This window comes from Flavobacterium humi, assembly GCF_004745595.1.
Taxonomy (GTDB): domain Bacteria; phylum Bacteroidota; class Bacteroidia; order Flavobacteriales; family Flavobacteriaceae; genus Flavobacterium; species Flavobacterium humi.
Window position 1 is genome coordinate 144,176 of the sequence record NZ_SRLH01000004.1, and the last position, 19,686, is coordinate 163,861.

The 19,686-nt window shown below is 42.8% G+C and carries 19 protein-coding genes; 7 read left to right on the forward strand and 12 right to left on the reverse strand.

Annotation, left to right across the window (positions count from 1 at the left end):
• Nucleotides 1–16: 16 nt before the first annotated feature.
• The 7 genes from E4635_RS08250 to E4635_RS08280 form a co-directional block, all read right to left on the reverse strand.
• Nucleotides 17–448, reverse strand: coding sequence for a GNAT family N-acetyltransferase (locus tag E4635_RS08250; protein WP_135526163.1), 432 nt, complete (start codon nucleotides 446–448; stop codon nucleotides 17–19).
• Nucleotides 449–478: 30 nt separating this feature from the next.
• Complete coding sequence (locus E4635_RS08255) at nucleotides 479–970, reverse strand: DinB family protein (protein ID WP_135526164.1); 492 nt, start codon at nucleotides 968–970, stop codon at nucleotides 479–481.
• Between the two features lie 61 nt (nucleotides 971–1,031).
• Entirely contained in the window at nucleotides 1,032–1,484 is a 453-nt protein-coding gene (locus E4635_RS08260; protein WP_135526165.1) for a DoxX family protein, read from the reverse strand.
• Nucleotides 1,485–1,552: 68 nt separating this feature from the next.
• Complete coding sequence (locus tag E4635_RS08265) at nucleotides 1,553–2,125, reverse strand: Crp/Fnr family transcriptional regulator (RefSeq protein ID WP_169630226.1); 573 nt, start codon at nucleotides 2,123–2,125, stop codon at nucleotides 1,553–1,555.
• A complete protein-coding gene (ribB, locus tag E4635_RS08270) occupies nucleotides 2,103–2,783 on the reverse strand; it encodes a 3,4-dihydroxy-2-butanone-4-phosphate synthase (RefSeq protein ID WP_135526166.1) in 681 nt (226 codons plus the stop codon). The genes E4635_RS08265 and ribB overlap by 23 nt, the downstream gene beginning before the upstream one ends.
• Nucleotides 2,780–3,004, reverse strand: coding sequence for a DUF2798 domain-containing protein (locus E4635_RS08275; RefSeq protein WP_135526167.1), 225 nt, complete (start codon nucleotides 3,002–3,004; stop codon nucleotides 2,780–2,782). The genes ribB and E4635_RS08275 overlap by 4 nt, the downstream gene beginning before the upstream one ends.
• Nucleotides 3,005–3,097: 93 nt before the next feature.
• Nucleotides 3,098–3,580, reverse strand: a complete 483-nt coding sequence (locus tag E4635_RS08280) for a hypothetical protein (protein WP_135526168.1) — start codon at nucleotides 3,578–3,580, stop codon at nucleotides 3,098–3,100.
• A gap of 258 nt (nucleotides 3,581–3,838) precedes the next feature.
• Here E4635_RS08280 and E4635_RS08285 point away from each other — a divergent pair, with 258 nt between their 5' ends.
• Nucleotides 3,839–6,031 carry a M12 family metallo-peptidase gene (locus E4635_RS08285; RefSeq protein WP_135526169.1) on the forward strand — a complete coding sequence of 731 codons (2,193 nt, stop codon included), beginning with the start codon at nucleotides 3,839–3,841 and terminating at the stop codon, nucleotides 6,029–6,031.
• Nucleotides 6,032–6,095: 64 nt separating this feature from the next.
• On the opposite strand, the gene E4635_RS08290 is transcribed toward E4635_RS08285, so the two are convergent.
• The 5 genes from E4635_RS08290 to E4635_RS08310 form a co-directional block, all read right to left on the reverse strand.
• Entirely contained in the window at nucleotides 6,096–6,878 is a 783-nt protein-coding gene (locus E4635_RS08290; RefSeq protein ID WP_135526170.1) for an alpha/beta fold hydrolase, read from the reverse strand.
• A gap of 32 nt (nucleotides 6,879–6,910) precedes the next feature.
• On the reverse strand, nucleotides 6,911–8,014 hold the full coding sequence (locus E4635_RS08295; protein WP_135526171.1) for a DNA alkylation repair protein: 1,104 nt from the start codon (nucleotides 8,012–8,014) through the stop codon (nucleotides 6,911–6,913).
• Between the two features lie 26 nt (nucleotides 8,015–8,040).
• The gene (locus E4635_RS08300; RefSeq protein ID WP_135526172.1) at nucleotides 8,041–8,520 is read right to left on the reverse strand and encodes a group II truncated hemoglobin; all 480 of its coding nucleotides are present in this window, start codon (nucleotides 8,518–8,520) and stop codon (nucleotides 8,041–8,043) included.
• A 67-nt stretch (nucleotides 8,521–8,587) separates the two neighbouring features.
• The gene (locus tag E4635_RS08305) at nucleotides 8,588–9,064 is read right to left on the reverse strand and encodes a DinB family protein (protein WP_135526173.1); all 477 of its coding nucleotides are present in this window, start codon (nucleotides 9,062–9,064) and stop codon (nucleotides 8,588–8,590) included.
• A gap of 122 nt (nucleotides 9,065–9,186) precedes the next feature.
• The gene (locus tag E4635_RS08310) at nucleotides 9,187–10,056 is read right to left on the reverse strand and encodes a class I SAM-dependent methyltransferase (RefSeq protein ID WP_135526174.1); all 870 of its coding nucleotides are present in this window, start codon (nucleotides 10,054–10,056) and stop codon (nucleotides 9,187–9,189) included.
• Between the two features lie 1,253 nt (nucleotides 10,057–11,309).
• On the opposite strand from E4635_RS08310, the gene E4635_RS08315 reads away from it, so the two are divergent.
• The 6 genes from E4635_RS08315 (at nucleotide 11,310) to E4635_RS08340 (ending at nucleotide 19,610) form a co-directional block, all read left to right on the forward strand.
• A complete protein-coding gene (locus E4635_RS08315; protein WP_135526175.1) occupies nucleotides 11,310–12,347 on the forward strand; it encodes a quinone-dependent dihydroorotate dehydrogenase in 1,038 nt (345 codons plus the stop codon).
• A 39-nt stretch (nucleotides 12,348–12,386) separates the two neighbouring features.
• Complete coding sequence (locus E4635_RS08320; RefSeq protein WP_135526176.1) at nucleotides 12,387–13,250, forward strand: hydroxymethylglutaryl-CoA lyase; 864 nt, start codon at nucleotides 12,387–12,389, stop codon at nucleotides 13,248–13,250.
• 114 nt (nucleotides 13,251–13,364) lie between these two features.
• Nucleotides 13,365–14,579, forward strand: a complete 1,215-nt coding sequence (locus E4635_RS08325; RefSeq protein WP_135526177.1) for a DUF4856 domain-containing protein — start codon at nucleotides 13,365–13,367, stop codon at nucleotides 14,577–14,579.
• Nucleotides 14,580–14,663: 84 nt separating this feature from the next.
• On the forward strand, nucleotides 14,664–15,812 hold the full coding sequence (locus E4635_RS08330) for an imelysin family protein (protein ID WP_135526178.1): 1,149 nt from the start codon (nucleotides 14,664–14,666) through the stop codon (nucleotides 15,810–15,812).
• 2 nt (nucleotides 15,813–15,814) lie between these two features.
• Entirely contained in the window at nucleotides 15,815–17,182 is a 1,368-nt protein-coding gene (locus E4635_RS08335) for an HTTM domain-containing protein (RefSeq protein WP_135526179.1), read from the forward strand.
• Nucleotides 17,160–19,610, forward strand: coding sequence for a TonB-dependent receptor domain-containing protein (locus E4635_RS08340; protein WP_317133526.1), 2,451 nt, complete (start codon nucleotides 17,160–17,162; stop codon nucleotides 19,608–19,610). The genes E4635_RS08335 and E4635_RS08340 overlap by 23 nt, the downstream gene beginning before the upstream one ends.
• The last annotated feature ends 76 nt before the right edge of the window (nucleotides 19,611–19,686 follow it).

The window sequence follows — 19,686 nt, forward strand, 5'->3', positions numbered from 1 at the left end:
TCCGCGCTTTTTGCAATTATATTTCCCTATCGAATATTTTTTGCTCTTTGGTTTCCGTAAACCCTATAGAACGATAAAAAAGATGGGATGCAGCCCTTTTGGTATTGCAGCGTACCCTTATTTTAAGGCATCCCCTGGATTTTGCCCACGGAAGTACCCGCTCCATAAGCAATTGCCCTATGCCTTTCCTGCGGTGGTTTTCGTCAATGACAAGCCCGCCGATTTCAACAAAAAAGCCTGATTCGACCTGCACGGAATGAAAAGCGTGGATCCATCCGGCAACAATGCCATCTTCTACAGCAACCAAAACACAATGATCTTTGCTTGCCAATAGTATTTCTAGCCTTTTCCGGATTTGGCTTTCAGTGCTTTCATACCCTAACTGACCGGAAAGGTTTGCTATAGCCTCGCTGTCTTTTGTTTCGGCATTTCGTATCCGTAATTCCATTTTGGTTTTGATTTTTGGTAGAGAAAGAAATCAATATGTTTTTTGGGTTTGCGAGACCCATTTGGGCGCATCATCAATGTCTTGCCTGAGCAACAGGTTTAATTGCGCCACATGATGCTGGACATGGCGCATATTGTAGAGCAGCATTTCAAAAATACTGTAATCGCGGTACGGGTTTACAAACCTGTATTTTGCTTTTTCTTCTGTCAAGGTAGTAATGAGGGTAAAGCATTTTTCCCGGGCAAACTCCAAATATTCCAATAATTCTTCCTGGCTGTACACCCGGTCCGGATAAGCACCGTCAGGATCAAATTCCGATAAGGTATAAGGAGCGGGAGGCCTGAAATTTTCAGGGTCATACGATAAATAATAATCCAGGTAGAAAATCGTGTGGTAGGCAGAATACCAATATTTAAGCTCTGAATCCCATACGCTTTCAGGACAAAGCCTGATCGCGTTTTCGAGCATATCGATAGTAGCCCCGAACTGTTTCCACAATGATTCTTTTAGAGATGCGTCCATTGGGTGTAAGGATTGGTTTTGGTAAATGTAAGGAAAAGAAGGCGGGGAACCAGTTTCTTTTTTAGTATTGTATCGAAAACCAATACACCCAAGCCATAAAAAACAATTGCAAAGGAATGCGGAACCACAAATAATTTGGTCCCGGGCCATCCAATGTGCCTTTTTGGTAATCAATATGTTTTAGGGACGAATAGATATTGGCAGGCAACATCAGGATGAAAAAAAGCAGCAGTGCCCACGCGGCATAATTCCGGGTTGGCTCGAAAAGCAATCCTATCCCGAGGAAAACCTCCAAAGCTCCTGTCAGATACACCATTTCTTTTTTGAAAGGAAGGTTGCCGGGAATCATCATGGTCATTCCTTTGGTAAAAGCAAAATGCCCTATGGCTGTAAAAAACAACATCGCACACATGGCAATCCTGCCCGATAAAGGGAATCCGTATTGGCCAAGGAAGAGTTTCTGGCTCAAAAAAGCCAGAAGGAAAGCCACAAGCAGGAGGAATAATGGTTTCATGGTTGTTGTTTTTAAGCAATTTAGCCCACCAAATGTATCAATTAAACCGTCATCCGGCAAAATAATAATCAGGATTTTGATTTCAGGCGGCTTAAGGTTTCCTGGGACACATTAATGTAAGACGCCACAATTTTGTTGGGCAGCCGTTTTACGACCGTAGGATTTACTTTCAATAGCTGGTTGTACCGTTCCAGGGCGCTCAAAGTTGTAAAAGACATGAGCCTGTTCGTATTATTCACATAAGCCTTTTCCAGGTATTTACAATAAAACTGGTTCCATTGCGGTATGGTTTCCATCAAATGGCGGAAATCCTGGTGGTTGATGTATAAAAGTTCGGAAGGCTCTATGGCCTGGATGAATTCAGTGGAAGGCAATTCGGTTATAAAACTGACCAATGCTGTGGCAAACTGGTCTTCAAAAGCAATATAGCGCGTAGCGTCCTTGCCTTCTTCATTGATAAAAAAAATCCGTAAACAGCCTTTGCCAACGAAGAATGTACGTTGGCTCACCTGTCCCTGTTCCAGCAGGAAATCGTTTTTTTTCTGTTTCAGGGGTTTGAAATACGAAAGAATAACCGATAATTCCTCCTCCGAAATAGTGATCTTTTTTTTGATGTAATTAGAAAGCTGTTGCTGTATCATATACTAATTTATAGTCCCTGACAAACTTACGGTAATACACAATATCGGCTATGGATACGATGGGCAGTTTGTGCTGTGCCGCAAAAATACCTATTTCGGTTTGATTGGCCATCGTGCCGTCAGCATTCATTAATTCGCATAAAACCGCCTGGGGTTTTAATTTTGCCAGTTTCATAAGGTCTATACTTCCTTCGGTATGGCCGTTGCGTTCCAGTACGCCGTTGTCTTTCGCCCGTAGCGGGAAAATATGGCCAGGCCGTGCTAAATCCGAAGGCTGAGCATTCCCGTTGCAGGCCGACCGGATGGTCTGAAGCCTGTCGGCAGCTGAAACACCGGTTGTTACCCCTTTTTTAGCTTCAATCGAAACAGTAAAAGGGGTTTGGTAATGGCTGGTGTTTTCCGTAACCATGTAAGGCAGGTGTAAAGTATCGGCTTTGTGATGGGTCAGGCAAAGGCAGACAATACCGCTACATTCCCGGATCATGAGTGCCATGTCGGCCACGGTCATGCTTTGGGCGGGAAACACAAGATCAGCTTCGTTTTCCCGTTCTTCGTTGTCAGTGAGTAAGATGCCTTTTCCGTTTTGCAGTTGCCTAATGGCAATTTCCACGCGTTCTTTGCTGGCATTGCCTACTGGGTTTAGAGGATTTACTGTCATTTTTGAAGCACCATTTTTTCGGCAAATTTTCTTGCGCTTGGAATAATCAGGAAGGCCGAAGCATACGCCACGGGAAGCATTACGCTCCAGGCTTTTAGGAATTTCAGGAACCAGTCTTCCCCAAAACCATAATTTCGCATCAATCCTACAAAGGCCATGATGAGCGTCATCGGAATAACCACGAAAAGAGTGTTGATGTACTTGAAATGTTTTTGTTTCATTTTCAAATCGTTTAAAATTAATAACCCTGCAAAGATGCGACGGTCATTATTCTTAAAGTTTGATATATGTCATTAAAACAGGGAAGATGTTTTTTACATATTCCGTTCTGTAATTATTTCCCCCTGATACGTTGTATCTACCACCAATAACAAAAAGGGCTGGGTCGAAAAAGACTGTTTTTTGCCTTCTTCCACATCATAATTCAGGATAATGGCATTGTCTTTTTGCTTTAAAGTGCTCACTGACAACGTGGTGGTAATATCTGTTACGGGGTTTATAATAGCAATCACATATTGTTTGCTAAAATCGATGGGAGTGGGGATGCCGTCCTTTGCCATTGTCCTGGCCATGCCGAAAATAGCCTCAAACTTTTCCTGGGAACTTATTTTCGGGTTGGAAAGTTGTGCTTCCCGGAACGAATTCTTAACAAAATAATTCCGGGCTTCCGTATACGGGACATCGGTTGCCACAGAAGCCGGAATCACGGCCTCAGGGATTTTTTCCTCCGATTTGGTGTTGCAGGAAACAATAGTCACGCCGATGAGCAGCGCAATGGTTACGATTGTTCTTTTCATTTCCGTTAGTTGTTTGGGTTTGTCTTGTTTTTGCTAGATAAAAATAAGCATAAAACCGCAAATACTAAAGGAAACACGGCGATAATTCCTGGTTTGTTTTATTCAAGTACCATCAATTTGGGGCTTATCGCAAGAGGCTTTAAGACTGAAAATAACATCTGTAAATATTTTCGGATTAAATTTTTTTTAAGTGTTTTAAAATTAGAATATTAAAATTCTATTGAATATATTTGGCTCAACCAAAAAGCAATTAAAAAAATGAAAAGACTAACCCATTTAGCAGTCTTGTTTTCTTGTGCCTGCATTTTTGCACAAGGGAAAGTAGCCCAGAAAATCCAGGTATTGCAGGATTCACAAACCCAATTTGTGAGTATTGCACCTTTTCAGGCAAGCCAGGATACTCCAAATGCAAAAATCCAGAATACCGTATCAGAAGCACAGCTGGCAACCATCAAGTTTCCGGTACTTGCGGATGTAGCTTCGCAGGCCTATGATTTTATCGAAGTGGAAATCCCATACCACGGCACCGTTATCAAAGTACAGCTTTATAAAGAGAACCTGTTCGCACAAGGCTTTCACGCCGATACCGACAGGCAGAAGAACATCGCCTATACTCCCGGAGTTTATTACCGTGGGATTATCAAAGATGAGCCGCATTCCCTGGTATCGTTTAATTTTTTCAGGGATGAGGTCAATGCTATTGTTTCCAGTCCGGGCTTAAGCAATATGGTCATCGGGAAAATTGATGAACCGGGCAATAAAGAGCAGTATATTATCTACGAAGACCAGAAAATGAAAGTAGCCAATGATGCTGCTTGTAATACTTCTGATGAGGTTGATGAAGATTTCGGAAAACAATCCAACGAAATGCAATCCCCGGAAAGCCTTAAATGCGTAGCCACTTATTTCGAAATCGATAACAACCTATACGTGGCAAACGGAAGCAATACCACCACTACGTTAAATTGGATGACGTCGGTTTTTAATAATATGCAGACACTCTATAACAATGACGGGATAACCGTAGCGATGAAATCCACATACATTTGGACCACTCAGGACCCATACGACGGAATAGGTACTACTTCAGGGGCTTACCTGTATAAGTTCAAGGAAGTGCGCCCGGCATTTGATGGCGATGTAGGGCAATTGGTCGGAATCGATCCCGGAGGAATGGGCGGTGTTTCCATGGGAATCGGGAAACTATGTACCGCTGATAATTATGTGTATTCGGATGTATATTTAAGTTATGCAAGCGTTCCTACCTATTCCTGGACAGTTCAGGTGGTTACCCATGAATTCGGGCATAATGTGGGCTCACGCCATACGCATGCCTGCGCCTGGAACGGGAACAATACGGCAATAGACAATTGTGCTCCATATGCTATAGGCGCTACTGCCGAAGGCTATTCCTGCATGACAAATCCGGCAACGCTCCCAACTGGCGGGGCTGGCGGTTCCATTATGAGTTACTGCCATTTGGTAGGTGGTATCGGTATCAATCTGAGCAACGGTTTCGGCCCTCAGCCAACGACGGCTATTTTAAATTTTGTCAATGCCAGGACGTGTTTAAGTACGGATTGTATCAACATTTGTGTAAACGGAGTAAGTTCCATCGATCCGGTTTTCAATACAGCCAATACCAGCGCAACCATTAGCTGGAACGATGTTTCGGGTGAAAGCACCTGGCAGGTTGCCGTGCTGCCTTTTGCCAGCAATACCCCGGTTTGGAATTCGGTTACGGCCAACACCTATACCGCCAACGGGCTCTCGCCAAATACCTATTACAAATTTAGGGTGAAACCCGATTGCGGCAGTTTGACCCCAACAACGAAAGAATATATCTTCCTGACCCCGGCAAATTATTGCAACGTCATTACCCTTACCGATACCGGAGGTGCTGCAGGGCAATATGGCAATAACCAGCAATTCGTAAGGACATTGATCCCGAATCTTCCAAATAAGAAAGTCAAACTGGAATTTTCCGCTTTCGCCCTGGAACAGGATTATGATTATTTGTATGTATATGACGGTTCCAGCACCTCGGCAGATTCTTTCAATCCGGACGGATTTACCGGGAATTCGATTCCGGGTCCATTTGAGTCTACTGCACCGGACGGCGCATTAACCCTTCGTTTTTTCTCTGATGCCGGCGTGACCGATCAGGGTTGGGTGGCTTCGACTTCGTGCCTGGCCAGTTTAGGGGTTGATGATTACCATTATATCGATTATGCCTATTATCCGAATCCAACCAACGGAATAGTGACCATTAATGCCAAAAACACGATTTCAGACGTTTCAGTCTATAATATCGAAGGAAGGCTGTTGTATTCAGGCGAAGTAAACGGCCTTGATACACAGGTCGATATTGCTGCTTTCTCAGCAGGGACTTATTTCTTTAAGATGAAAATAGACAACCAGGTCGTCAATTTTAAAATCCTGAAACTATAAAAACAAAACCCGCCCTGTTCTTACAAAGGGGCGGGTTTTTTATTTTGGATGAAAGCCGTTCCGGTTATTTGTCCAGGAATCTTTCAATCAGTCCGATAGTCATTCCGGGTAAGGCACTCTCGCCGGCCTGCGGATCCATCTGGCCTATGTATTCCCCGTGGTTGCTGGGCAGGATTGTCAGTTCGCCATTCGGGAAAAGCCGGTACATGGCCACTGCATGTTCGGGAGTGGCTACATCTTGGGTGCCGTTTATGATATAGGCAGGTGCCTGTATGGAAGCTAATTGCCCGTCTGTCCAATCCTGGAATGCTTTCATGCGCGCTACATCTTTGTTGAACATATTGAGGAGTGCATCGGGATTATTATTCACCCTTAAAAACTCCTCCTTGAACGGCTGCGGCAACTGATCGAAAGAAGCATGGTCGAAGCCTTCCCAAAACTGGGGGAATGTACCGCTTCGTTTGTAAAGGGAAGAACAAAGGATCAATTTACCAATCAATTGCGGATGGCGCAACGCTATTTCCACTACGGTATTCCCGCCATTGCTGAAGCCCAGGAAGTCAGCTTTGCCAATACCCAGGTTGTGCAGGAGCTGGGCCACATCATCCGCATCCTGTTCAAAGGCCAACGGTGTGCTACGGCTGTTTGTCCTTCCGTGTGCTTCCAGGTCCATGGCGATGATTTGCCGGCTTTGGGCCAGTTGAGGTATGATTTTCCCAAAACTGATCTGTATTGTAGAACCGCCTCCGTGAATCAATACGAGCGGCTTTCCATTTCCGTACATTTCATAATACATACTGATCCCGTTTACTTCGGAATACCCATTGCTGAAATTCAAATTGTCCATAGCATTTTCTTTTAAGTATTGTAATTGTGGCTTTAGGCCAGCTCAAAGGCCATTATTCCACGTTCTGTTCCATTGATTATAATAGAAAGCTGTTGCGGTCCTTTGTAGAATTTCCGGGTGGTAATAATTTTGAAGCTTTGCTTTTTCTCTATTTTCAACTGTTCGCCCGGCCGGATTTGGCGTTCACTAATCTTAAATACTTTTTTGGAAAGCTGTCCATTTTGCCTTAAGTAATAAATACCGTATTCAATCCGGACCGGTTTCGGTATTTCTTCATTATTTTGCAAGGTAAACGAAAAGGACAAGGCATCCCCAATCTGTACCGTTGGTGTCAGGATTTTAAAACCCTCAATGCCAATAGTAAGGCTGTCTGTAAGGCCGTAATAATGCAATATCTCAGGGTTTCCCTGCTTTAGCAATGTACGGCTGCCGTGTTTGATAATAGCATCCGTCTCTTTCCCGTTTCCTTTCCATTTTTCGGCAATGGCAAGCATAACACCCGGATGGTCTTTTGAGATGTCGTTTAAATGATTGGCAACACTTCTCCTGACATATTCGGAAGGATCGTTTTTGAGGTTTTCCAATAAAGGCAAAAGAGGGCCCGGATTTTTTTTAAGCTCAGGAATGGCCATTGCCCAGGGCAGCCTTGGCCGGGAACCTTCGCTTGCCAGCCTTCGGACATGATGGTTTTCATGCAGCGACCAATGGTGCATTTGCTGCAGCATTTTTTCGCCATATTTCAGGATGAAAGGCCTCACGGCAAACTCACAGCTGGTAAACTGCGTTACAAATTCGATATGCTTTACAGACGTTTCATAGTGGTCTATCCCGTACGTTTCGATATAATCCGGGAAAAACATAAACACCAAACTGGTTTCCTTAAAATCCTTTTGACGGATCAGGGTAATAATCTTTTCCAGGACAGGTACGGCTTTTTCAAAGTCTTTGGGCAGGAATTGGTTTAAAACCGCCGAAGTATGTTTCATCCGGTCTTTCAGTTCCCTTTTTTTCCAGTTTTCGTCAAAAAGCAAAGAGATGAATTTCTGCCTGTCAAAAGATGGAAGGGCTTCGCTGGCAATGGCAGAGAATTTCTCATAAAAAACCGGCGAATAAATATCTTTTAATAAAGTGCTCATGTTGAGAACGTGTTTTTTTTAGTGTTTTAATTTTCTTCCGGAAGATAAGGCCCGCCGGTTTCTCCCCAGCCCCAAACAGGCATCGGTTCGTTAGTGTCCATGGGGTTTTCGGTCAATTGCGAATTGATCACAGCCAGCCTGGTACCCCATTCAATATAACCGACAAAGGCGGAACGGAATTCGGGGTCGTTTTTCAGGCCTATTTCATCAGCGGTCTGGAGCAGCAACTGTACCCAACGCTGGCGTTTTTCTTCCGTAAGCATTTTCCCGATATGTTTGCCAATCATAGCCGCATGGCTTCCGTTGTCCTGGTCCGTATACAGTTTATCCCCGCCAAAAACCTCCGCAACAAAATGTGCCACGAGCTGTACATGGTGCGGTGACATGTCCTTGAATACATCTCCTAATAAATCGTCTTGTAAAACTTTGGCATAGAAAGTCCTGAAAAGGATTTCAAAGGTCTGGTGGTCGCCTGCCCGTTCAAATAAAGTAGGTGTTTTTTTCATGGTTTGTACTATCGTAATAGATGGTAAATGTAGTAAAAAGTATACATTATTATCCGGGAAGTATTTTTTACCGATGTATTTCCTGCGTCATTTTCTTTACCAGTACAATCTGCCCCAAATGATAATAGCTGTGTTCGATCATGCCTTCGATATTACGTTGGTAGGAGCCGTATTTCCGGTCCGTAAAAGATTCTTTTAGCATACTTTCAGAAAGCTGCTCCACCAAATGGGCAAATTTTTCGGAATCTTCCCAAAACCGCGACAAAACTTTTTCCCAATCCTCTTGTGATGTTATGGGTGGAAAATCAAAACTGTATTGGTCCCGTATAGCCAACGAACCGCCTTCCAGGACATTCAGGATGCCCGCAATATAATAATGGACATGGGAAGTCAGGGCGGCAATAGTATTGAAAGACGCTATTTTTGTAGTCGCCTGTACCCAATCTACATCGGCCAGCTGTGCTTTGTAGTTCGTGTTGGCAATCCAGGTGCCGTTTAGGATAACTTCCCGGAAACGGTTGGCCATTTGTTCGCTTGATTCCATGTTGTTTATGCTATAAAGTTTTATTATTTCAAAAGCTTTTACAGTGCCTGTATCAGTTGTCCAGATCTATATGACTTATTTTGCAAAAGAATAGCAGGTTGCTACGCCTAACTGTTTAGAAATTATTTCTTCCCAACCGCAACCCTATAAAACTCATAACCTTCCTCATTGCGTTTTGGCAAATAGTTGTTCCGGTATTCAGCTGCGCCCAAATCCTCTGCAAGGGTAAAACCATATTGGCTTAAATAACTGGCAAGATCCTTTGGGAGGAAACCAAAAGTCCAACGTTCCTCAATTGTTTCAAGGTCTTTCAGTAATTTTTCCCCACCTAAAAAGGAGCCGGGCTCATCCAATACCTGCTGATGGACATAGGTAAAAATAACAGCGCTGTCTTTCGGGAATTTCGACAGGAAAGCAAAGGTATGGCCCACAGCTTCAGCGGTCAGGTAATTGGTTACGCCTTCCCAGATAATCGTGGTCGGCTTGGTGAAATCAAAATGGTGCGTTGCCGCTAATTCGTCAAGGCTTTGGGTATTGAAATCAATCTGGCAGAAAGTGACGTTTCCGGGCAAGGCATTCATGCGTTGCCGGAATATCCCTATTTTAAAATTGGAAGTGTTAGGGTGGTCAATTTCAATCACAGGAACCTGCTTGAGGAAATCAAGCCGCATGGCCCTTGTGTCAAAGCCTGCGCCTAAAATCAGCACTTGCTCCGTACCGCCCGAAATATTTTGCTGCAACAATTCGTCTATATATTTTGTCCTTGCCAATCCGGAAGAAAACGCTCCGGGAATCTTTTTCTGTATGGTTCGTGTAATAAATGACCTCACAACAGGTATTTTCGACGCCCTGGCCACGACTCTCAAGCCACGGTCCAGAAAATGAATCGCATAAGGATCCGTAAAGAGCCTGTCATCCGGATTCCGGCGGGTTTCCAAGGCCCGGAATAAAGCCATATATTGTGCTGTCCTGCTTGCTTTGTCGATTTTCATTTTTTGATGGTTTTAAAGTACATATCCGCTGGTTGCCATAAAGGATATCTTATTGATCCTGCTTTATTTGTTACATTGGTTGATGCCAGGTTTACACAAAAATACTTATATAAATTGTAAAGAGAAAATAGAATCAAGAGACAAGAGTAAAGAAATATGTTTGTGGAGATTCCTCCTTTGTCGGAATGACAAAATCAGGGATAATTTTACTGTCCAATCTTTTGTCTCAACGTTTGTCATTCCGACGAAGGAGGAATCTTTTCAAGTAAAACCGCTGTTAGCATTTTCTTTGTGGCAAAAAAGCAATCCCAAATAATTTTGCCACAAAAACTGTGGCAAAAAAAATATAACAGAAAAAATTGCCACAACTTTTGTGGCAAAAAAATAGTTTCAAAAAATTTTGCCACAAACGAATATCAGGTTGAACCTCATGCTTCGGTTTGTGCCAAGGCAAAGTACAAGAAAAGTTAGCGGAGATGTTTCCTTCGTCAACATGACAAGATTACGTAATCTTTAGCCTATACATAATCTTTTATCTTAACGTTTGTCATTCCGACATTTGAAATTAAAAGGAGGACAGCCAGTGGCTGTCAGGTATAATTTTGCTTTAAGGTTTGTCATCCCGACATTTGAAATTAAAAGGAGGACAGCCAGTGACTGTCAGGTATAATTTTGCTTTAACGTTTGTCATCCCGACATTTGAAATTAAAAGGAGGACAGCCAGTGGCTGTCAGGTATAATTTTGCTTTAACGTTTGTCATCCCGACGAAGGAGGGATCTCCCCAATCTTTCCACGTTATCTTTCCAAGCCCTCCACAACGCCCTTAAAAAGAAAAGCATAAAAAACAACGAAGAAGCAAAGCAGCAGCGTTCCGCGAAATCGAGGAGGAACGACGAGCGGCTCGGGACGCGGAGCGGCGTTTCAAGGTAGTTTTTGCGCTTTTGTTTTTGCAGGCTTGATTTTTTGTTTCTTGTGTATCAAGACAAAAGAAAAAGCTTTTTCAATTTCTCTAGAGTGCACTTAGAGTGCAGTCAGAGTGCAGTCAGAGTGCAGTTAGAGTGCAGCTAGAGTGCAGCACACCTTATGCGCCATTCCATTATACCATGAGCAAGGTCCTGAATTCTTGTTTCTTGCCTCTTGCTTCTTTCTTCTTTCTTCTTGCCTCTGTCTTAGGCCTTTCAAAATATTCTCACATTCCATACCCCATATCTCCCTACTATTTTTTATTTTTGCACCACAACACAACAAAACCATGTACAAGCAACTCATTCGCCCGGTACTTTTCTGGTTCGACCCGGAAGAAGTACACCACTTTACCTTTTCGGCGGTAAGATTCCTCAATAAGATTCCCGGTTTCCCATCTCTTTTCCGATCGGTTTACCATATCAATGACAAACGTCTGGAACGCGAGGTTTTCGGGCTTAAATTCAAGAACCCCGTTGGGCTGGCTGCCGGTTTCGATAAAGATGCCAAACTGTATAAGGAGCTGTCCAATTTCGGTTTCGGTTTTATAGAAATAGGGACATTGACCCCAAAAGGCCAGGAAGGCAACCCTAAAAAGCGCTTGTTCCGGCTTAAGGAAGACTCGGCCATCATCAACCGTATGGGCTTCAATAACGGCGGGATCGATCAGGCGGTGCTACGGCTAAAGAAAAACAAAGGCGTGCTTATCGGTGGCAACATCGGTAAAAATAAAGTGACTCCAAACGAAGATGCGGTCAGGGATTACGAACTGTGCTTTGATGCCTTGTACGATTATGTCGATTATTTCGTGGTCAATGTAAGTTCTCCCAATACACCTAATTTAAGGGAATTGCAGGACAAAGAACCTCTCACTAAATTACTGCAGACCCTTCAGGACAAAAATATAGCCCGGCATAAAACGGAAGCAGGTAAAAAGGCAAAGCCTATCTTACTTAAAATAGCTCCGGATTTAACCGATGAGCAATTGCTGGATATCATCGATATTGTCAAAGAAACCCAAATTGCGGGCGTAATCGCGACCAATACCACTATTTCCCGTGAGGGCTTGCAATCTTCCAACCAAAACGAAACAGGAGGATTATCCGGCAAGCCATTGACCAAACGAGCCACCGAAGTGATCCGTTTCCTGTCTGAAAAGAGCAATAAAGCGTTCCCGATTATTGGTGTGGGCGGTATCCATACGGCCGAAGATGCCCTGGAGAAACTTGAAGCAGGAGCAAGCCTGGTGCAGCTTTACACCGGTTTTATCTACGAAGGGCCGGCGCTGGTGAAAGCCATTAACAAAAAGATTTTAGAAAAACTATAAATCTTATTACCTTAGCCACTCACAACTGTAGTACCTGTAATGGAAAAAGTCAAGATTATCGAATGCCCAAGGGATGCCATGCAAGGGATCAAGGATTTTATTCCTACCGATAAAAAGGTGCAATACATCCAATCGTTATTGCGTGTAGGGTTCGATACCATAGATTTCGGGAGTTTTGTTTCGGCGAAAGCCATTCCGCAAATGCAGGATACCGCCGAAGTATTGGCACAACTTGACCTGTCCCAGACACAAAGCAAATTATTGGCCATCATCGCCAATACGCAGGGAGCCGAAAACGCTTCTGTCCATAAAGAGATACAATACCTTGGGTTTCCTTTTTCCATATCGGAAAACTTCCAGATGCGGAATACCCACAAGACCATTGCCGAATCGTTGGTAACACTTCAGGAAATCCTCAACATTGCAGACAAGACACAAAAGGAAGTAGTAACGTATATTTCCATGGGTTTCGGAAATCCTTACGGAGATCCCTGGAATGTAGAGATAGTGGGCGAGTGGACCGAAAGGCTTGCCAATATGGGCGTTAAGATCCTTTCGCTTTCCGATACGGTTGGGAGTTCTACACCCGAAGTAATTGACTACCTTTTTTCCAACCTGATCCCAAAATACCCGCATGTCGAATTTGGGGCGCACCTCCATACCACTCCCGATAAGTGGTTTGAAAAAGTTGACGCTGCTTATAAAGCGGGCTGCCGTCGTTTTGATGGCGCTATCCAGGGTTTTGGCGGATGCCCGATGGCCAAGGATGACTTAACAGGGAATATGCCTACCGAAAAAATGCTGTCGTATTTTACTGCCCAAAAAGCGGACACCAATTTAAGCCCGATGAGCTTTGAAAGTGCTTACAATGAAGCTCTTAAAATATTTACGGTCTACCATTGATGAAAATCCCGCCTTCTTATTTAAAAATAATCTAAATAAATTTGCCTCATTTAGAATCAGTAATTATATTTGCACTCGAAATTATTTTAATTCATTCTAAATAAATTAGGCATTATGAAATTTAAAAATGTACTTTTAGCAGCATTACCTGTGTTGATGTTAACTTTTGCTTCTTGCTCGGATAATAACGATGAGCCTCAAGGTGAACAAATCACAGTATTACCTTATACCGTACCAACTACGTATGAATTTTCAAGAAACACTGCAACTTCTGTAGGTTTTGAAGATCAGAACACACGTCTTAAAATGTTGACCGAAATAGGTAGTTATGTTGGTAGTGGTACAACAACTCCGTTAACAGCTTCAAAATTGACAGACATGTATGCCAATACGAATGCTCAATTTACAACTGTAACGGCTCCGGTTTCTATCAACTTAAAAGATAAGACCGCTACTTCAATTGTTTATTTTAATGGAGGGAATTCAGAATCGACTTCTGTTCAGAATGTTTTCCAAGGTGCCTTTACCGATGCCGTAGCTGCTAGCCAGACCGGTGCTGTTGCTGCAGCTGGTGTTGCCGGGTTATATACTCCTGCAACAGGAAGCAAAAGACTATTTGCCGCTAACGGGCTTGAGCCTGCTCAGGTAATCCAAAAAGGGATGATGGGTGCACACATGATGGACCAGGTGTTGAATAATTTCTTAAGCGTAACGGTTTTGGACGCTGCAAACAATCGTTTGGATAATGCAAACAAAGTATTGGTTGCCGGTAAAAACTACACTGAAATGGAGCATGCTTGGGATCAGGCATATGGATACATCTACGGTTTGGATTCTGGTACTACCGTAAAATTCTGGAGTAGCTACATCAATCAAGTAAGTGCTCAGACTGCTGTTTTCAATTCATTAAAAACAGACATCCTAAACGCTTTCATTAAAGGTAGAGCAGCTATCACAGGAAATGATTACGCAGTAAGAGACCAGCAAATCGCCATCATCAAAGCAAGTTTTTCTAAAGTGGCGGCCATTAGAGGTGTCCACTATTTGCAAGAAGGTAAAACAAACCTGGCTAACGGTATGGCTGCTTTCCACGGATTATCAGAAGGATACGGATTTATCATGTCATTGAGATATACAAACAATCCGGCTACAAACCTTCCCTATTTCACTAAAGCTGAAGTAGATGTGATGTTGGGCAAATTAAACGGAGGTACTGCTTCTCAGCCAGGATTATGGGATGTTGACCACCTTGGGGCAAAAATTGACGAGATTTCAACTCAGGTTGCCAATAAATTCGGTTTTACAGTAGCTGACGCTGCTCAAGGTTAATAGTATTCAATAACATGAAATTACAAAAAAGTAGGAGATGTATTTCTTCTGCTTTTTTGTACTTTTGCAAAAAAATAAAGAAAGATGAAGAAAATACTTTTATTTCTGGGTTCCATAGCAATTCTGGCATCCTGCTCTTCCAGTAGCGATAATCCGGCTGAAGAAAATAACGGTTTTGATAAAACAGCCCTGCTTACCAATTGGGCCGATAATATAATTATTCCTTCCTTTCAAAATTACCAGTCGAAAGTCAATGCGCTTTCAACTGCATCAGTTGCTTTTACAACTACCCCAAATGACGCCAACCTGGAAACGCTAAGAACCAACTGGCTCGAAGCCTACAAAGCTTACCAGCACGTTGCCATTTTTGAAATAGGCAAAGCAACGGAAGATATATACAGCCTTAGGATGTTCTCTAACACCTATCCTGTACAAACAGGCCCTAATGTTGATACCGGAGATACCAGTGGCGTGAATGAGAATATCGCTTCGGGAACCTATAGCCTGACAACGATTTCCAGTGCCGACGAACAAGGGTTCCCGGCTTTGGATTACATGATCAACGGATTGGGAGCTGACAATGCTGCTATTGTAGGGTTTTATACCACCAATGGAAATGCCGCAGGTTACAAACAATATCTTCTGGCCTTAACTACCCGTCTTAAAACAATTAGTGATGCTATTGTTGCCGACTGGACTTCAAACTTCAGGAATACCTATATTGGCAGTAACGGAAATTCGGTGAACAGCGCTACCAATGTAACGGTTAATACTTTTGTAAAAGTGTATGAAAAGGATATCCGTGCCGGAAAAGTGGGGATACCTGCCGGGATATATTCCAGCGGAACGACCTTCACAGGTAAAGTAGAAGCGTATTATAAAAATGATGTTTCCAAAATCTTGCTAAATGAAGCAATTCAGGCGTCTAAGGATTTTTTCAACGGAAAGCATTTCAACAGTGCCACAGAAGGCCAAAGCTTAAAAAGCTACCTGGATTACCTTAATACCGTTAGGGACGGCCAAAAACTGAGCCTTGTCATCAACAATCAGTTCGGGACAATCAATACCGCCAACAATGTCTTAAATTCCAGTTTCTCCCAGCAGATAACAGCAGATAATACTAAAATGGTTAGTGCTTTTAACGCGATGCAGCAAAATGTGGTTTATTTCAAACTGGATATGATGCAGGCCCTGAATATTTCTGTTGATTATGTGGATAGTGACGGAGATTAGTAATGAACCTCGGAATAGATAAATATCTTCATAAGAATTCAAATGCCGCAACGCTAGCTTTTTTTAGGCTGGCGTTTGGTTTAATGATGCTTTTCAGTATTGTCCGTTTTGCCACGTATGGCTGGATTGAAAAACTGTACCTTAAGCCGCTCTTTCATTTTACTTATTACGGATTCAGTTGGGTAAAACCCCTCGGAGATTACACCTACCTGTTGTTCTTTATTTGCGGGCTGGCCGCCTTTCTGGTGGCAATTGGTTACCAATACAGAATGGCAATTTGTGTGTTCTTCCTGACTTTTTCCTATATTGAATTGCTGGATAAAACAACCTATCTCAATCATTATTACTTCATCTCGGTAGTGAGTTTCATCCTTATTTTCCTTCCGGCCAATGCTGCTTTTTCGGTAGATGCCTGGAAAAACCCAAAAATAGCCAGCAAGAATGTCCCAAGCTGGACTATCGACATACTCAAGCTGATGCTGGCCATTGTTTATTTTTATGCCGGGCTGGCCAAACTAAACTCCGACTGGTTGTGCGAAGCCATGCCGCTCAGGATCTGGTTGCCGGCCAATATGGACCTGCCTATCATTGGGTATTACTTAAATAAGATATGGGTCCAGTATGCCTTTAGCTGGACAGGAGCCTTGTATGACCTGGCAATCCCTTTTTTGCTTTTGTACAGAAGGACCAGGATTTTTGCATTTGCCGCAGTGGTTGTTTTCCATATACTGACTAAAATATTATTCCCGATCGGGGTTTTCCCGTATGTGATGATCATTAGTACTTTGATCTTTTTTGGCGGGGATTTCCATCAGAAATGCCTGGTTTGGATTTCAAGGTTTTTGAGGATCAATCCGGCCGTATGGGAAAACAATTTGCCCGAAAAGAGCACAAACAATACATCAAATTATCTGAAATTAAGTGTTTTAGGTGTTTTTATGGTTTTCCAATTAGCTTTTCCGTTTCGTTACCTGCTTTATCCGGATGAATTGTTCTGGACAGAAGAAGGTTATCGTTTTTCATGGCGGGTGATGTTGATGGAAAAGGCTGGCTATACCCAATTTACGGTTACCGACGCCGTTACCGGGAAAACAATCCATATCAATAATAATGATTTCCTGACACCGTTCCAGGAGAAACAAATGTCTTTCCAGCCTGATTTTATAGTCGAATATGCTCATTTCCTGCACGATTATTATCAGAATTCAGGTTACGCCGATCCTATTGTAAAAACAGAAAGTTATGTAGCGCTCAACGGAAGGCTGAGCCAAAAATACATTGACCCCAATATAAATCTTGCCAAAGAAAATGATTCATTCAAACACAAAAACTGGATTCTTCCCTTCAATGATGAAATTAAAGGATTTTAAATATTTTGTATTGCTGCTATGCACTATCAGCGCCCATTCCCAATATACTTTTTCGGGAACGGTTTCGGATAGCTACGGGAAAAAACTGTCCGGAGTGGAAATATACAATAAAACCGGCGGCAATATGACAACGTCTGATGCCAACGGGGCTTTTGATATCACGCTTAAAAACCCCGGTGAATATGTTTTTGTCTTTTTTTCCGAGAATTATGCCATGGCAGAAAAAAAGATAGCCATTTCAGGAAAAACTAATTATGAAGCTATCGTGTTACAGTCGTTAAGCAAAGAATTATCAGAGGTTGTCATCAACAGGCAGAGAGAGCAATTGTCAGCGGTCAGGAAATTAAAGGATGTGGAGGAAACGGCCATTTACGCCGGAAGAAAATCGGAAGTGGTGGTTTTGGACAAACTTACCGTTAACAAAGCGACCAACAATGCCCGCCAGATTTATTCACAGGTGGTAGGGCTTACCATCAATGAGAATAGCGACGGAGGCCTACAGTTATCAGTCGGGGGCCGTGGGCTGAACCCGAACCGTACCTCAAATTTTAACACACGTCAAAACGGATACGACATCAGTGCCGATGTTTTGGGTTACCCCGAAAGTTATTACGCCACGCCAACAGAAGCTTTGGAAGAAATCCAGATTGTACGCGGGGCGGCTTCACTGCAATACGGGACACAGTTTGGCGGGATGATCAATTTCAAGTTGAAAACCCCAAGCAAGAAAGAAATAGAATTGGTCAACAGGACTACCGGCGGTTCTTACGACCTGTTTACGAATTTTACAAGCCTTTCCGGGACCAAAGGGAAATTCAGTTATTATACTTTTTACAATTACAAACAAGGAAAAGGATTTCGTCCGAATTCCCAGTTTGACGCCAAAACCTATTTTGCCAATCTGAATTACCAGTTTACCGACAGGACTTCACTGCATTTCGATTATACGTATTTCAATTATCTGGCCAAACAGCCGGGAGGTTTAACCGATAGCATGTTCGAGCAGGATCCTACGCAAAGCAACCGGGACAGGAACTGGTTTGCTGTTGACTGGAATTTATTTTCGCTGCGGTTGAAGCACAAGTTCGAGCATGATGCCGAATTTTCCTTGCAATTATTTGGTTTGGATGCCAGCAGGAAAGCCTTAGGATACCGGTCCAACCGTGTCAATAACAGTGATAAGCCAGGAAACGAAAGAGACCTGATCTTGGGGGATTTTGTCAACTGGGGCGCCGAAGCCCGTTATCTGAAAAAATACAAAATGGGCCAGAATACCAATGCTTTATTGCTTGGCGGAAAATACTACCAATCGGAAAATACCGGAATCCAGGGGCCTGGAAGTTCAGGAAGCAACGCGGATTTCCATCTGGCGACTGATGAATTCCCTTTGTACGCGAACCAATCCGATTATAAGTTCCCGAATTTGAATTTTGCTTTTTTCGGGGAAAACATATTCAGGATTTCCCCTTCGTTTTCCATTACGCCGGGATTCCGATTTGAAAAAATCAAAACAAGAGCCGAAGGTTATTTCAGGAAAATAAGCCTTGATTTGGCCGGAGGAATCAATGAAGATATAACCGTTTACGAGAATAATGTAAAAGACAGGCAATTGCTGTTATTGGGAGTGGGAGTGAGTTACAAGCCTTTAAACGGTATCGAAATATACGGGAACGTGGCGCAAAATTACCGATCCATCACCTTTAATGATATCAGGACTGCCAACCCGAGCCAGGAAATTGCCGCGGACATTACAGATGAAAAAGGATATACTTCCGATCTTGGTATCCGGGGAAAAATAAAAGATAAATTGAGTTTTGATGCCAGTATTTTCGGATTGTACTATAACGATAAAATAGGGGAATACAATGATAAAGGGGCCAATGCCTTTTTGGTCCGGTACAGGGATAATATCGGTACGGCTTTCACCTATGGATTCGAAACCATGTTCGATTGGAATGTGGCCAAAACATTTTTAAAAGAAAAAGAAAACCTGAGCTGGAATTTATTTTCGAACCTGGCCATTACCGGTTCACAATACTTAAATGCTTCGGTAGTAAACCGGAACGGGAACGTTATCAAATTCAAAGGCAATGAAGTGGAATTCGTACCGCTTTTCAACCTTAAGACCGGTACGGGCATTGGGTATAAGAACTTTTTATCCAGTTTGCAGCTCACGTATGTTTCATCTCAATTTACCGATGCTTTAAATTCACCTTCAGACAAAGGCGGTGTTACCGGGCCTATTCCGGCTTATTATGTAATGGATTTTTCCGCTTCCTACAAATGGAGTAAGTTCAAATTGGAGGCCGGGGTAAACAACCTGACCAACAATTGGTACTTTACCAGAAGGGCTACCGGTTATCCTGGGCCGGGGATTATCCCTTCAGAGCCAAGGGTGTTTTATACCACTTTGGAATTTGTTTTTTAAAGATAAGTTAAAACGGTTTTTATAAGAGAGATAATTGTGTTATATTTGCATGCAATTTAACTACAACGACAAATTG